A 13,008-nucleotide genomic window follows, 5' to 3' on the forward strand; every position below is an offset into this window, starting at 1 on the left:
GCGTTTCACTCGGGCGAGTGGAAACTCAGGCTGTAGTTCACGGCTTTCGGGCCTGGATCGAGGATGTCCAGGGCGATGTGGATCGGCGTCTGCGGCGGCATTTCCGCCATGCCTTCGAGGTCGCCGTTGAGGTATTCGCCGGGCTTGAAGCGACGACTGGCGATCAGGTGACCGTTAAGGTCGGCGAAGCGCAGCTCCAGCAGCGGAAACGGCTGCGAAAACGGCGCGCGGTTATAAATGATCGCGTCCACCACCAGCGCACCGCTGAATTCCGGGTGGCTGCGCACCACCAGGTTGCTGCTCTTGATCTTGGCGATATCCACCTTGGACGGCACCGTGCAGCCGACTTGCGGGCAGAGTTGCTGGAACCACGGCCGGTATTGATCCTGGCGCGCCAGTTCATCGAAGTGATAGGCGATGTATTGTCCGCCCAGGCCGGCGGCGGCCAGCACGATGAGCAACAGCCAGAGCAGGCGACGGCCCCAGGGCGAGCGGCGTTTCTGCCAGTCCAGTTGCAGCGGGTCGTCGGTCAGGTCCTGCAAGGCTTCGGCGCGAACACTGGATTCGACGCGTTCGCGCTTTTTGCGCGGGGCTTCGATCAGTGGCAGTTCGTCATCGACGTCGTCGCTGGCCGACAGGCGTTCGCGGCGGGCATTCGGGTCGATCGGATCGTGCAGGCGCAGTTGCGGAATCGGCGGTTCGTCGTCGAGATCCACCGGCTCCAGCGACAGCGAAGGTTCGGTGCGCTCCGGTCGGACCGGTTCGGGCTCGATGGCTTCGGGTTCATCTTCGACTTCGGGGGCGCGCTCATCTGCCGGTTCGCTGAACAGGCTGTCCGGCCACGTCGTGTCTTCCGGTTCGTGGCTGTCGCGGCGGGCGCTCAGGGCGTCTTCGCGTGGGCGGCCGAATTCGGTGGTCGGCTGGATTTCCCGTTGTTCTAGACGGGCCAGTTCTTCGTCCAGATCCAGGCTGTCCAGATCCAGCTCGGCGGCGCTCCATTGCTTTTGGCTGATGGCGCGCGGCTCGGGCGTTTCGACGATGGCCGGTGGCTCGACAGGCGCCGGCTCGCTGATCGGTGGCGGCTCGCTGATTAACGGCGCCACCGGCGTGACCGCTTCCTTGCCTGCGTGTTGCTCCAGCAATTGCTTGGCGGCATTGAACACTTGCAGGCAGGAGCCGCAACGAACCACCCCGCGGGCCACGCTCAACTGAGCGTGGCTGACACGGAAACTGGTTTGGCAATGCGGGCACTGGGTGACGAAGCTGTCGGTCATGCGGCGATCCGGATTGAGCAGGCGGTCATTCTAGCGCCGACGGCCGGTGATGCGCACCCAGCCATCACGATTGGCGATCGGGTCGAGATCGAAGTCCTGCGCGTAGGCGGCAGCGACTTCGTCACCTTGTTCGGCAAGAATCCCTGACAGCGCCAGACGCCCGCCGGACTTGACCAGGCCGGACAGTTGCGGCGCCAGGGAAACCAGCGGGCCGGCCAGAATGTTGGCCACCAGCACGTCGGCTTTGACCTGCGGCAGGTCTTCCGGCAGGTACAGCGGGAACAATTCGGCAGCGATGTTGTTGCGCCCGGCGTTGTCGCGGGAGGCTTCAAGTGCCTGCACGTCGATGTCGGTGCCGACGGCTTCTTTCGCGCCGAGCAGCAGGGCGGCAATCGCCAGAATCCCCGAGCCGCAGCCGAAGTCCAGCACGTTGCAGTCTTTCAGATCCTGGCCGTCCAGCCATTCCAGGCACAGGGCGGTGGTCGGGTGAGTGCCGGTGCCGAACGCCAGGCCCGGGTCCAGCAGCAGGTTGACCGCGTCCGGCTCCGGTGCGGCGTGCCAGCTCGGCACGATCCACAGGCGCTGACCGAAACGCATTGGCTGGAAACCGTCCATCCAGCTGCGTTCCCAGTCCTGGTCTTCGATCACTTCGCTGTGATGCTCGGGCAGCGGGCTGCCAGTCAGCAGTTCCAGATGGGCCAGTACCGGGGCGGCTTCGGTGCCGCCCTCGAACAGGGCCAGCAGGTGGGTGTGCGCCCACAGCGGGGTGGTATTGAGTTCCGGTTCGAAGATCGGCTGATCTTCGGCGTCCATGAAGGTCACCGAAACGGCGCCCACTTCAAGGAAAGCGTCTTCGTAGGTTTCGGCTTGTTCTGGGCTGATGGCGAGACGGACTTGCAGCCAAGGCATGGCGGGCACCTGTGAAAAAGATTGATTGCAGCCTAGCGGCCTGCGAGAAGCGCGCAAGTTTACGCGAGCGCGACGGTTTTGTGGGAGCGGGGAATGTGTGAGCAGATGAAACCTTCGGAAACAACAAAGCCGCCCGAAGGCGGCCTTGTCTGGTGCGGGCTGAAGCTTAGTGCTTCTCGCCAGCCAGCTTGTGCTCGAGGTAGTGAATGTTCACGCCCCCTTTGCAGAAGCCTTCGTCACGGGTCAGATCACGATGCAGCGGGATGTTGGTCTTGATCCCGTCAACCACGATTTCGTCCAGGGCATTGCGCATGCGGGCCATGGCTTCGTCGCGGGTCGCGCCGTAAGTGATCAGCTTGCCGATCAGCGAGTCGTAGTTCGGCGGAACGGCATAACCGCTGTACAGGTGCGAATCGACGCGAACGCCGTTGCCGCCTGGAGCGTGGAAATGCTTGACCGTACCCGGGCTCGGCATGAAGGTTTTCGGGTCTTCGGCGTTGATCCGGCATTCCAGCGAGTGACCGCGGATCACCACATCATCCTGGGTATACGACAGCTTGTTGCCAGCGGCGATGCTGAGCATCTCCTTGACGATGTCGATACCGGTGACCATTTCCGAAACCGGGTGCTCCACCTGAACACGGGTGTTCATTTCGATGAAGTAGAAACGACCGTTCTCGTACAGGAACTCGAAGGTGCCGGCGCCACGGTAGCCGATGTCGATGCACGCCTTGACGCAGCGAGCCAGGACTTCCTTGCGCGCGTTCTCGTCGATGCCCGGTGCCGGCGCTTCTTCGAGAACCTTCTGGTGACGGCGTTGCAGCGAGCAATCGCGGTCGCCCAGATGGATGGCGTTGCCCTGGCCGTCGGACAGAACCTGCACTTCGACGTGACGCGGGTTGGTCAGGAATTTTTCCAGATAGACCATCGGGTTGCCGAACGCCGCGCCAGCTTCGGAGCGGGTCAGTTTCGCCGAGGCGATCAGGTCTTCTTCCTTGTGCACCACGCGCATGCCGCGACCACCACCGCCGCCGGCGGCCTTGATGATCACCGGGTAGCCGACTTCACGACCGATGCGCAGTGCCGTTTCCTCGTCTTCCGGCAGCGGGCCGTCGGAACCTGGAACGGTTGGCACGCCCGCTTCGATCATCGCGTGCTTGGCCGATACCTTGTCGCCCATCAGGCGAATGGTTTCGGCTTTCGGGCCGATGAAGGCGAAGCCGGAGTTCTCGACCTGCTCGGCGAAATCAGCGTTTTCCGCGAGGAAACCGTAGCCTGGGTGAATGGCGGTAGCGCCAGTCACTTCAGCGGCCGCAATGATTGCCGGGATGTGCAGGTAGGACTGAGCGGCAGAAGCCGGGCCGATGCAGACGGATTCGTCTGCCAGACCCAGGTGCATCAGCTCTTTGTCGGCCTTGGAGTAAACGGCGACGGTCTTGATGCCCATCTCTTTGCAGGCACGCAGAATCCGCAGGGCGATCTCACCGCGGTTAGCGATCAGAACTTTTTCCAACTTCGCAGTCATCAAAGGCTCTCCGCAGTTCAAACGATGGTGAACAGCGGTTGGTCGTACTCAACCGGCTGGCCGTCTTCGACGAGGATGGACTCGATCACACCGCTGGTTTCAGCTTCGATGTGGTTCATCATCTTCATGGCTTCGACGATGCACAGGGTGTCGCCTTTCTTCACGGTCTGGCCGACTTCAACGAAGGACGGCGAGGTTGGCGAAGATTTGCGATAGAAGGTGCCGACCATCGGCGAACGGGCAACGGTGCCGTTCAGCGCTGGAGCAGCAGCGGCGGCTGGAGCTGCGGCAGCAGCAACCGGAGCGGCAGCGGCGGCAGGTGCAGCGGCTGGAGCCTGCATCGGAGCCGGAGCGTAGTATTGCTGCGCCGGGGTCTTGCTGTGACGGCTGATGCGTACGGACTCTTCGCCTTCCTTGATCTCGAGCTCGTCGATGCCGGACTCTTCCAGCAATTCGATCAGTTTCTTAACTTTACGGATATCCATGAATCATCAACTCCCAAGGGTCGGTCAGGGGCGTATAGCTTGTTGTTCAAGCTGCTCTAGTGCAGCCTCCAGGGCCAGTCGATAACCGCTGGCGCCAAGGCCGCAGATCACTCCTACCGCTACATCGGAGAAGTAAGAGTGATGGCGGAAAGGTTCGCGTTTGTGCACGTTGGACAAATGCACTTCGATGAATGGGATGCTCACTCCCAGCAGCGCGTCACGTAATGCGACACTTGTGTGTGTAAATGCTGCCGGGTTGATCAGAATGAAGTCCACGCCCTCACCGCGTGCGGCGTGGATGCGGTCGATCAATTCGTACTCGGCGTTGCTTTGCAGATACAGCAGATGATGGCCGGCTTCACGGGCGCGGCGTTCCAGATCCTGATTGATCTGCGCCAGGGTGGTCGACCCGTAGGTCCCGGGTTCCCGGGTGCCGAGCAGGTTCAGGTTGGGGCCGTGCAGCACCAGTAGCGTTGCCATCTGCGTGTTCCTTGTTATGGGTGAGCCTTCGTCAGAACCCGGCGACTATGCCGCAAAGACTTTGTGACTGTCCAGTTCTCTGCAATAGCCAGCACGATGACCGATGTTTGCGCAAAATATGTGACTGACTGATTAAATCCGGTCATTCGCTTTGGCAACACGTTCGGCGAAGTCGCTGGCGTTGATCTCGCCGATCACCCGCACATCGCGACGTTCCGCCCCGTCCTTGCCGAAGAACATCAGCGCCGGTGGGCCGAACAGGCTGTAGCGGTCGAGCAGGGTGCGCTGTTCGGCATTGCTTGCGGTGATATCGAAGCGGATCAGGCGATAGCCTTTGAGCCGATCCACGACTGTCGCGTCATTGAGCACTTCGTGTTCGATGACTTTGCAGCTGATGCACCAGTCGGCGTACCAGTCGAGCAGCAGCGGGGTGCCGACGGTTTTCGCTTCGAGCAGCACTCGATCCAGTTCCGCCGGTGTGCTGACGGTCTGCCACGAACCGCTGTTTTGCGCAGTCGAGCCGCTGTCGGCAAGGCGTGCCGGGGCTATCGGATTCAACGGGTCGGTCTGCCCGCTGAACGCGCCGTACCAGCAGGACAGCGCATAAAACAGCAGGAACATGCCCAGCAACTGGCCGAGGCGTTTGCGTGGTGGTTTGTAGACAAATTCCAGAGCACCGAGGAACAGGCCAACGCCACCAGCCAGCAAGCCGATCAGCAGCAGCGTGATCTGCCCCGGCAACACGCGGCTGAGCAAACCGATCGCCAGCCCGAGCAGCAACACGCCGATGCCGTTCTTCACGTACATCATCCACGGCCCGCTTTTCGGCAGCCACGCTGCGCCGCCGGTGGCCACCAGCAACAGCGGTGCGCCCATGCCCAGCCCGAGCATGAACAGCTTCAGGCCACCGCCCAGCGCATCGCCACTGGCGCTTATATAAAGCAGCGCGCCGGCCAGCGGTGCGGAAACGCACGGCGATACCAGCAAACTCGACACCACACCCAACACCGCCGCGCCCCATAGCGAGCCGCCTTCGGTGCGTCCGGCAATCCGGTCGAGGCGGCTGCTGATGAAGTGCGGCAGTTTCAGCTCGAACACGCCGAACATCGCCAGCGCAAACACCGCAAAGAACATTGCGAACGGCACCAGCACCCACGCCGATTGCAGCCGCGCCTGCAAATTCAGTTGCGCGCCGAACAGCCCCATCAGCGCCCCAAGCAGCGCGAAGCACGCAGCCATCGGCAGCACATAAGCGAGGGACAGATTGAAGCCACGCAAACCACCGACCTGACCGCGTAACACCACGCCGGACAGGATCGGCAGCATCGGCAATACACAAGGCGTGAAGGTCAAGCCCAGGCCAGCCAGAAAAAACAGCGCCAGATCACGCCAGTCCCAACCCTTCACCGGAGCGGGCGCGTCATTCGCCGCTGCGTTGCCCTCGATGCTCAGGCGTTCGGTTTCCGGTGGGTAGCACAAACCCTTGTCGGCACAGCCCTGATAGGTGACGGCCAGCGTGAAGGCTCTGGAATCATTGCGCGGCAGTTCCACATCGAGAATGCCGTGGTAGACCTCGACGTCGCCGAAATACTCGTCGTGTTTCTGTTCGCCTTGGGGCAGTTGTGCGGCGCCAAGTTTTACCTCGGCAGGCTCGGCACGAAACTGGAAACGATGGCGGTAGAGGTAATAGCCTTCGGTGGCGACGAAGCGCAGTTTGACCGATTGCGGCGTGCTCTCGACCAGGCTCAGTTGAAAGGCTTCACGCACCGGCAGGAAATCGGCGCTGTTGTTGACCGAGCCCAGTGTGGCGCTGGGTTTGCTGTCGAACAGACCGGCGGCTCCGGCCGGCAGGGCGAAGACGAAAAACAGCAGGCAGAGCAGACGGCGCATGACAATCTCGCGAATCAAAGGTGCGGGAATGATAGCGGACTTGGCCCTGCGCTGTGTGTCACACGCGGAACGCTTGCACGGCGGTGTGCAGCTGACCGCCCAGCAACAGCAGGTTCTCGCCTTGCTCGCGGCCCTGGCCGATGCGCAGCAGATTGTCCCCGCCCAACTGGTGAATCCGTTCGCTGTGATCGCGGATCTCGCTGACCGCGCCGCTCTGTTGCTCGGTGATGTCGGCGATGCGGATCGCGGTGTCGGAGATGGTCTGGATCGCGCCGACAATCTTGTCCAGCGCACCGTCCGCCGATTGCGCCTGATTGGCCGTGGCCTCGGCGTGTTCGACCTGCGCGCGCATGCCCTCGACCGATTGCCGGGCGGCGGTTTGCAGGCCGGCGATCAGGGTCTGGATTTCGGCGGTGGCGCCGGCGGTACGTTGCGCCAGCGAGCGCACTTCCTCGGCCACCACGGCAAACCCACGGCCCATTTCCCCGGCCCGAGCGGCTTCGATCGCCGCGTTGAGCGCCAGCAGGTTGGTCTGGTCGGCAATCGAGCGGATCACCGTCAGCACGCCGCCGATGGTTGCCGATTCTTCGGCCAGGTGTTCGATCATCTGCGCGTTGCCTTGCACTTCGCCAACCAGCGCGTGCAAGCCGGTGAGGCTCTGGCCGATCACTTGTTGCCCGTGTTCGACGGCCAGCCCGGCATGGCGACTGGCGTCGGCGGCCTGGCGCGCATCGCCGGCCACTTGCTGGATGGTCGCTTCCAGTTCGCCGAGGGAGTCACGGATCAGCGCGGTATCGCCGGCCTGATGTTCGGCGCCGCTGTGCAAGTCATTGCTCAGCTCGGCGAGGGTGCGGCTGCTGCCGGCCACTTGCTCGGCATTGCCGCGAATCGTCCCGACCAGATCCACCAGATAGGCGCGCAGGCGATTGAGCGAGGCTTCGATGTCGTGCAGTTCGCGGTTGGTCTTGCCCAGATGAATGTCGCGGCTGAAATCGCCTTCGGCCCAGGTCGACAGCGCCGGCGCGAGGTTGGTCAGGGTGCGGGCCAGGCGTCGCTGCAGGGTGTCGATCAGCAGCGCGATCAGCAGAATCAGGCCGATCATCACGCCTTGCATCAGCCGCACTTCACCCTGGATCTGCCCGTGCTGGGCGCGCACCACCGGTTCGAGACCGGCGATGGCTTGCTGCACGGCGGCGATTTTCTGGTGGGTCGCGGTGCTCAGGTCGGTGCGTTTCTGGATCTGCTCGCGGGTGCGCGCCAGCTCCGCCGGGTAACGCCCCAGCAGGCTGTTGAGCTCGCGTTTGAGGCCGACACCAGCATCTTCGGCAGCGGCTTTTTCCGTGCTTTCGATGCCCATCATCGCGGCGAAATCGTCGCTGCCGGATTCACTGCTGGCGACCACGCCGAGCAAGGGCAGGGCATCGATCGTCTGGGCCTGGGCGCGGATGTTGCTGACTTCGCGTTCGACATCGGCGGCCAGTTCACTGCGCCCGCTGCTGACCAGTTTGTCTCGGGCCAGCGACAGTTTGCCCAGATGTTGAGAGGCAACGAGCAGAGGCGTGAGATAGGTCGCGTTGCCGCCTGCATACGTGCTGAGCTGATCGAGGCTGGCGCTCAATTCGCGCTCGGCCTGCAACAGCAGGGCCTGCGGATCGCCGGCCAGTTTGCCGGCGGCCAGCAGGTCGGTCTTGCTGAATTCATCGAGGCCGGTGAGGCTCGGGCGCAAGGTGTCGGCCAGCGCCGGCGGCAGCTCGTCGAGCTCCTTCTGCAACTGATCGATGGCCTGGCTGGCTCTGCTCAGGCGCAGGGCGTCGCCGCTGGCGAGGTAATCCTCGACGTTGCGTGCCACGTCATTCTGAAATTGCTGCGACAGCCCCAGGTATCGCTCCATCAACAGATACGGGCGCTCCAGGGCTTTCTGCGACCACCACAGCGTGGCGCCGAGGGCCACGCAGACGGCGACCAGCAACAGAGTATTGAGATTGGTGAGCAACTTCAGGCGCATGACGGCTACCAACGGCAGAATGGTAAGCGTCTGAATTTATTGCGGTTCTGTTACAGGGTTATGACCGATTGGGTCGAATCCGATGAAAAAGTGGCACTTTGCTTTGAGTCGCGTGCGGTCTGCACCCGATTGCGTCCTTCGCCCTTGGCACGGTACAGCGCCTCGTCGGCCTGGCTGGCCATCATCAGGCTGTCGGAGTCGTCGTGCATCTCCACCACGCCGGCACTGAAGGTGCACCACAGATCCTGCGGCTGGGCCGGATAGTGAATTTCGGCAAAGCGCTGACGGATTTCGTCGAGCACTTTGTGCGCCGCTTCTATATCGGTGTCGGGCATGACGATGGCGAATTCCTCGCCGCCGTAACGGCCGATGAAATCGGTCTTGCGCAGACGCTGCTTGAGGAACAGCGCCAGGCTCTTGATTACCCGATCGCCCATGGGGTGGCCGTGGCTGTCGTTGACCCGCTTGAAGTGGTCGATGTCGAGCATCGCAAAGCTCAGCGGCTTGTTCTCGCGGCGGGCGCGGAACGAGCAGTCTTCGAGCAATTGCAGAATGTGCGTGTGGTTGTACAGGCCGGTGAGGCTGTCGCGGACCATCCGTGCTTTCAGGTTACGCGCACGGGCGGCGCGGTTGCGCACGGTGGTGATCAGGTGGCGCGGCTTGATCGGCTTGGTCAGGAAGTCATCGCCGCCTTCGCTCATGGCGTCGAGCTGTTTGTCCAGATCGTCCTCGGCCGACAGATAAATGATCGGCACGCTGACATAGCGGTCGTTGTGACGGATGACCTTGGCCAGCTCGGTGCCGGTGCAGGCCGGCATGTACATGTCGAGGATGATCAGGTCCGGCTGGAAGTCCGCCAGCTCGGCCATGGCCTGGATCGGTTCGATCAGGGTGCGGGTGACGATCCCGGCGCTGTTGAGCAGGCGTTCGGTGTGCAGGGCCTGGGCGCGGGAGTCGTCGATGATCAGCACTTTATAGGGTTCGTACTGGGCGACGCAGGTCAGGACCTCGATCTTCTCCAGCAGGCTCGAGGCTTCGAGGGTGCCGGTGAGGAATTCCTGGCCACCGGCGCGCACTGCCGCGAGGCGGGTCGGGGTGTCGGTTTCGTGCAGGCTGAAGAACAGCAGGGGCAGCGGTTCTTCCAGACCTTGCTGGGCTTCGGCGGCGAGTTTCAGGCCGACGCCGACGCCGCTGAAATCCACGTCCATGACGATCGCGGCCGGCAGGCGCTCGACCATCGACGAGCGAAACGCCGACACGCTGTCCAGCGCCTGGGCGCTCAGACCGAAAAACTCCAGCTGTTTGGCCAGCCGCTCGGCGCGGTCGTGATCCTGCAGCATCACGTAGATCGGTTTGCGCAGGGGCGGCAGGAAGGTTTGATCAAGCTGATCGCCATGGCGCAGGCCGGTGCGCGACAGACGCTGCATCAAACGGTTGAGATCGGTGATCAGGCCGCTGCTCAGGCGTCCGCGATTGGCGTCCACCGCTTCCAGCGACTGGCTGATGTGGCGGGCCAGCTGCGTGTGTTCGGGCTGTTCGAAACGCTCGGCAAAACGCAGCAGGCGCAGATTGGCCTCGCTCAGTTCGGCGAGATCGGCAGTGGACCACTCACTGCGTTGCAGGCGCTGCCATATCTCAAGAATCTGACGTGCCTGATGAATTACCCGCTGGGCAAAGTGGTGCTTGAGGCGCTCACGGCTGGGGTCTTCTGGCTCGGTCATATCCTGACTACTAGTTAGGGTGCATGCTGAGATCGACTGGTGGCTCTATGCTAGCACCTCTTTTCCCTTACATGAGTGTCGTACGTCAATAATCTGCGGTACGACATCATTCAGTTTCTGACTCCCGGGTTTCAATTTGACCCTGATCGTCGGGGAAGTCCCCATCTACCGGACATTTGCCGATCTGTACGCCGGTGAATTTATCGGAGTATGAGAAAGGTGGGGCAGGGTGTTTGTGCTGTCGCGTTGCGGGTATCGGCATCGAATTGGTGGTGAATTGGATATCGGGGAATCCCTTAGGGCGGTCTGTACAGGCCTCGTGTCGGGTAGCGAGATAACGCCTGTCAATATTGACGGGTGCCCGGTCGAGGCACGTTGTTGTATGGTTGTGGTCGAACCGTTGAACCCAAGATTGAAAGGATATCGCCATGCTGGACTGGAAGAACCGCGCGGGCAGCGCGCCTGAACGTGCCGCCGAGCCCAAGTCGGCCACCCGCAGCTATGTCGGCGGGCTGTTGTTCAGCCGGGCGCTGGCCACGCTGGTCGCCATTTACCTGTTGGTGACTATTGCCCTTGGCTGGTACTGGAGCCAGGAGCCGGCGCTGTTTCCCGTGGCGCAGAACGCTCAGGTTGCCGCCGAGAAAGAGGGCAAGCAGATGGTGGTCGGCTACACCACCGTCGAAACCCTGAAAACCGTTGCCGGCACGTTGCTCGACAAGCCGGGCGGCTACATTTCCAACGACCGTTTCCCGCCGGGCCTGTGGATGGACAACATGCCGAGCTGGGAATACGGCGTGCTGGTGCAGGTTCGCGATTTGACCCGCGCCCTGCGCAAGGACTTCGCCCGCTCGCAGTCGCAATCGGCTGAAGACGCCGACCTGGCCAAGGCCGAGCCGCGCTTCAACTTCGACAACAAGAGTTGGATCCTGCCGTCCAGCGAGTCGGAATATCAGGAAGGCATCAATTCCCTGAGCCGTTATCAGGCGCGCCTGTCCGACCCGACCCAGAAAAACGCGCTGTTCTACGCCCGCGCCGACAACCTGAACAACTGGCTGGGCGATGTTGGCACCCGTCTCGGTTCGCTGTCGCAACGGCTGTCGGCCAGCGTTGGCCGGGTCAAGCTCAACACCGCGCTGAAAACCGAAGTGCCGGCGGTGGGTGAAGTGCCGCAGGTCGACGAGGAAGTCGTCGAGACTCCGTGGATGCAGATCGACAACGTGTTCTACGAAGCCCGCGGCCAGGCCTGGGCGCTGTCGCACCTGCTGCGCGCAATCGAGGTCGATTTCGCCGACGTGCTGGCGAAGAAGAACGCGACCGTCAGCGTGCGTCAGATCATTCGTGAGCTGGAAGCCTCCCAGGAGCCGGTCTGGAGCCCGATGATCCTCAATGGCAGCGGCTTCGGTGTGCTGGCCAACCACTCGCTGGTGATGGCCAACTACATTTCCCGGGCCAACGCCGCCGTGATCGATTTGCGTCAACTGCTCAATCAGGGCTGAGTCATGGACGAGAGCGCCAGAGAGGCGGCCCACCGCGCCGCCTCGGATGCCGAGCAGATTGCGTGGGTCGACGAGCAGGACAACCTGCTCGGTTCCCTGGTGCGCGCCGACCTGCGCGAGCGCGGGCTGATCGGCCGTGGCACCTACATCATGCTGTTCAACTCCGCCGGTGAACTTTGCGTGCATCGGCGCACGTTGAGCAAAGCCATTTATCCCGGTTACTGGGACGTGGCGGCAGGCGGCATGGTGCAGGCGAACGAGACGTACGCCGAGTCGGCGGCCCGTGAACTGGAGGAAGAGTTGGGGGTGAGCGGCGTCGAGCTGACGGCCCACGACCATTTCTACTTCGAGGACACCGGCAATCGCCTGTGGTGTTCGGCGTTTTCGGCGGTGTGGGACGGGCCGCTGATCCTGCAGCCGGAAGAAGTGCTCGAAGCGCGCTTCATTCCGGTCGCGCAGGTCATGCTGGAAATCCAGCAAAAGCCTTATTGCCCGGACTCTCTGGCCGCGTTGAAACGCTATCTGAAGGCTCAGCAAAGCGACGTCGCAAAGAACACATAAATTGGCGCCGATTGGCACTTAGCAATCGGCGTTTTTGCCGTTACACTGCGCGACCTTTTCAAGCTGTGCCGGCCCGCTTTCACGAGCCGATGGCACAGTAGCGCTGCCCCTGCCTGAGTGGGGCTTCGCGGTCGATAGCCTTGCCCAAGGCTGCGATCAGTCTTTGTCCTCCCGAGAGGATTGCCGGTGGCCAAAAAAGCCGCATCCTTCGCCGCCCTGGGCGGCCTGGTATTTTCCACCGACGCAGGTCGTCATTGCCCGGAATGCAGCAAGCCGGTGGACGCCTGTATCTGCAAACAAACCGTGATCCCGGCCGGCGACGGCATTGCCCGCGTGCGCCGCGAGAGCAAGGGCCGTGGCGGCAAGACGGTGACCACCATCACCGGCGTGCCCCTGGCCGAAGACGCACTCAAGGAGCTGGCGACAACGTTGAAGAAACGTTGCGGCACCGGCGGCGCGTTGAAAGACGGGATCATCGAGATTCAGGGCGACCATGTCGAGCTGCTCCTGGCCGAGTTGGTCAAGCACGGTTTCAAGGCGAAGAAGTCCGGCGGCTAGCAGCCTCTGTGAAACCCACCGGCGGCTTGATTCAGCTCCAGCGTTCCTGGGCCTGACGTCGTTTCCATGGTTTTCACAGAGCCTGTTCATGACCGGTTTCTAAA

11 protein-coding genes are annotated in these 13,008 nt (G+C 62.4%); 3 read left to right on the forward strand and 8 right to left on the reverse strand.

Annotated features, from left to right (window positions below):
* Nucleotides 1-5: 5 nt before the first annotated feature.
* The 8 genes from ABFB52_RS04210 to gcbA all read right to left on the reverse strand — a co-directional run bounded on the left by ABFB52_RS04210 (nt 6) and on the right by gcbA (nt 10,289).
* Nucleotides 6-1,274 carry a DUF3426 domain-containing protein gene (locus tag ABFB52_RS04210; RefSeq protein ID WP_129973592.1) on the reverse strand — a complete coding sequence of 423 codons (1,269 nt, stop codon included), beginning with the start codon at nt 1,272-1,274 and terminating at the stop codon, nt 6-8.
* A 30-nt stretch (nt 1,275-1,304) separates the two neighbouring features.
* Nucleotides 1,305-2,183, reverse strand: a complete 879-nt coding sequence (prmA, locus tag ABFB52_RS04215) for a 50S ribosomal protein L11 methyltransferase (protein ID WP_129973593.1) — start codon at nt 2,181-2,183, stop codon at nt 1,305-1,307.
* A 166-nt stretch (nt 2,184-2,349) separates the two neighbouring features.
* Nucleotides 2,350-3,708, reverse strand: coding sequence for an acetyl-CoA carboxylase biotin carboxylase subunit (accC, locus tag ABFB52_RS04220; RefSeq protein WP_064593229.1), 1,359 nt, complete (start codon nt 3,706-3,708; stop codon nt 2,350-2,352).
* Nucleotides 3,709-3,725: 17 nt separating this feature from the next.
* Nucleotides 3,726-4,193 carry an acetyl-CoA carboxylase biotin carboxyl carrier protein gene (accB, locus tag ABFB52_RS04225; protein WP_007951023.1) on the reverse strand — a complete coding sequence of 156 codons (468 nt, stop codon included), beginning with the start codon at nt 4,191-4,193 and terminating at the stop codon, nt 3,726-3,728.
* Between the two features lie 24 nt (nt 4,194-4,217).
* On the reverse strand, nt 4,218-4,673 hold the full coding sequence (gene aroQ / locus ABFB52_RS04230; RefSeq protein ID WP_007951022.1) for a type II 3-dehydroquinate dehydratase: 456 nt from the start codon (nt 4,671-4,673) through the stop codon (nt 4,218-4,220).
* 132 nt (nt 4,674-4,805) lie between these two features.
* A complete protein-coding gene (locus tag ABFB52_RS04235; protein WP_129973594.1) occupies nt 4,806-6,563 on the reverse strand; it encodes a protein-disulfide reductase DsbD in 1,758 nt (585 codons plus the stop codon).
* 58 nt (nt 6,564-6,621) lie between these two features.
* A complete protein-coding gene (locus ABFB52_RS04240) occupies nt 6,622-8,568 on the reverse strand; it encodes a methyl-accepting chemotaxis protein (protein ID WP_129973595.1) in 1,947 nt (648 codons plus the stop codon).
* A gap of 50 nt (nt 8,569-8,618) precedes the next feature.
* The gene (gene gcbA / locus ABFB52_RS04245; RefSeq protein ID WP_085746563.1) at nt 8,619-10,289 is read right to left on the reverse strand and encodes a diguanylate cyclase GcbA; all 1,671 of its coding nucleotides are present in this window, start codon (nt 10,287-10,289) and stop codon (nt 8,619-8,621) included.
* A 428-nt stretch (nt 10,290-10,717) separates the two neighbouring features.
* Here gcbA and ABFB52_RS04250 point away from each other — a divergent pair, with 428 nt between their 5' ends.
* The 3 genes from ABFB52_RS04250 to ABFB52_RS04260 all read left to right on the forward strand — a co-directional run bounded on the left by ABFB52_RS04250 (nt 10,718) and on the right by ABFB52_RS04260 (nt 12,904).
* A complete protein-coding gene (locus tag ABFB52_RS04250; protein WP_102688343.1) occupies nt 10,718-11,785 on the forward strand; it encodes a DUF2333 family protein in 1,068 nt (355 codons plus the stop codon).
* Nucleotides 11,786-11,788: 3 nt separating this feature from the next.
* Entirely contained in the window at nt 11,789-12,346 is a 558-nt protein-coding gene (locus ABFB52_RS04255) for an NUDIX hydrolase (RefSeq protein ID WP_085746565.1), read from the forward strand.
* Nucleotides 12,347-12,532: 186 nt separating this feature from the next.
* Nucleotides 12,533-12,904 (forward strand): translation initiation factor Sui1, encoded by a 372-nt coding sequence (locus tag ABFB52_RS04260; protein WP_007951016.1) that lies wholly within the window; start codon nt 12,533-12,535, stop codon nt 12,902-12,904.
* Nucleotides 12,905-13,008: the final 104 nt, after the last annotated feature.

It is taken from the genome of Pseudomonas sp. 9.2(2024) (assembly GCF_039695385.1).
In the GTDB taxonomy this organism is placed as follows: domain Bacteria; phylum Pseudomonadota; class Gammaproteobacteria; order Pseudomonadales; family Pseudomonadaceae; genus Aquipseudomonas; species Aquipseudomonas paraglycinae.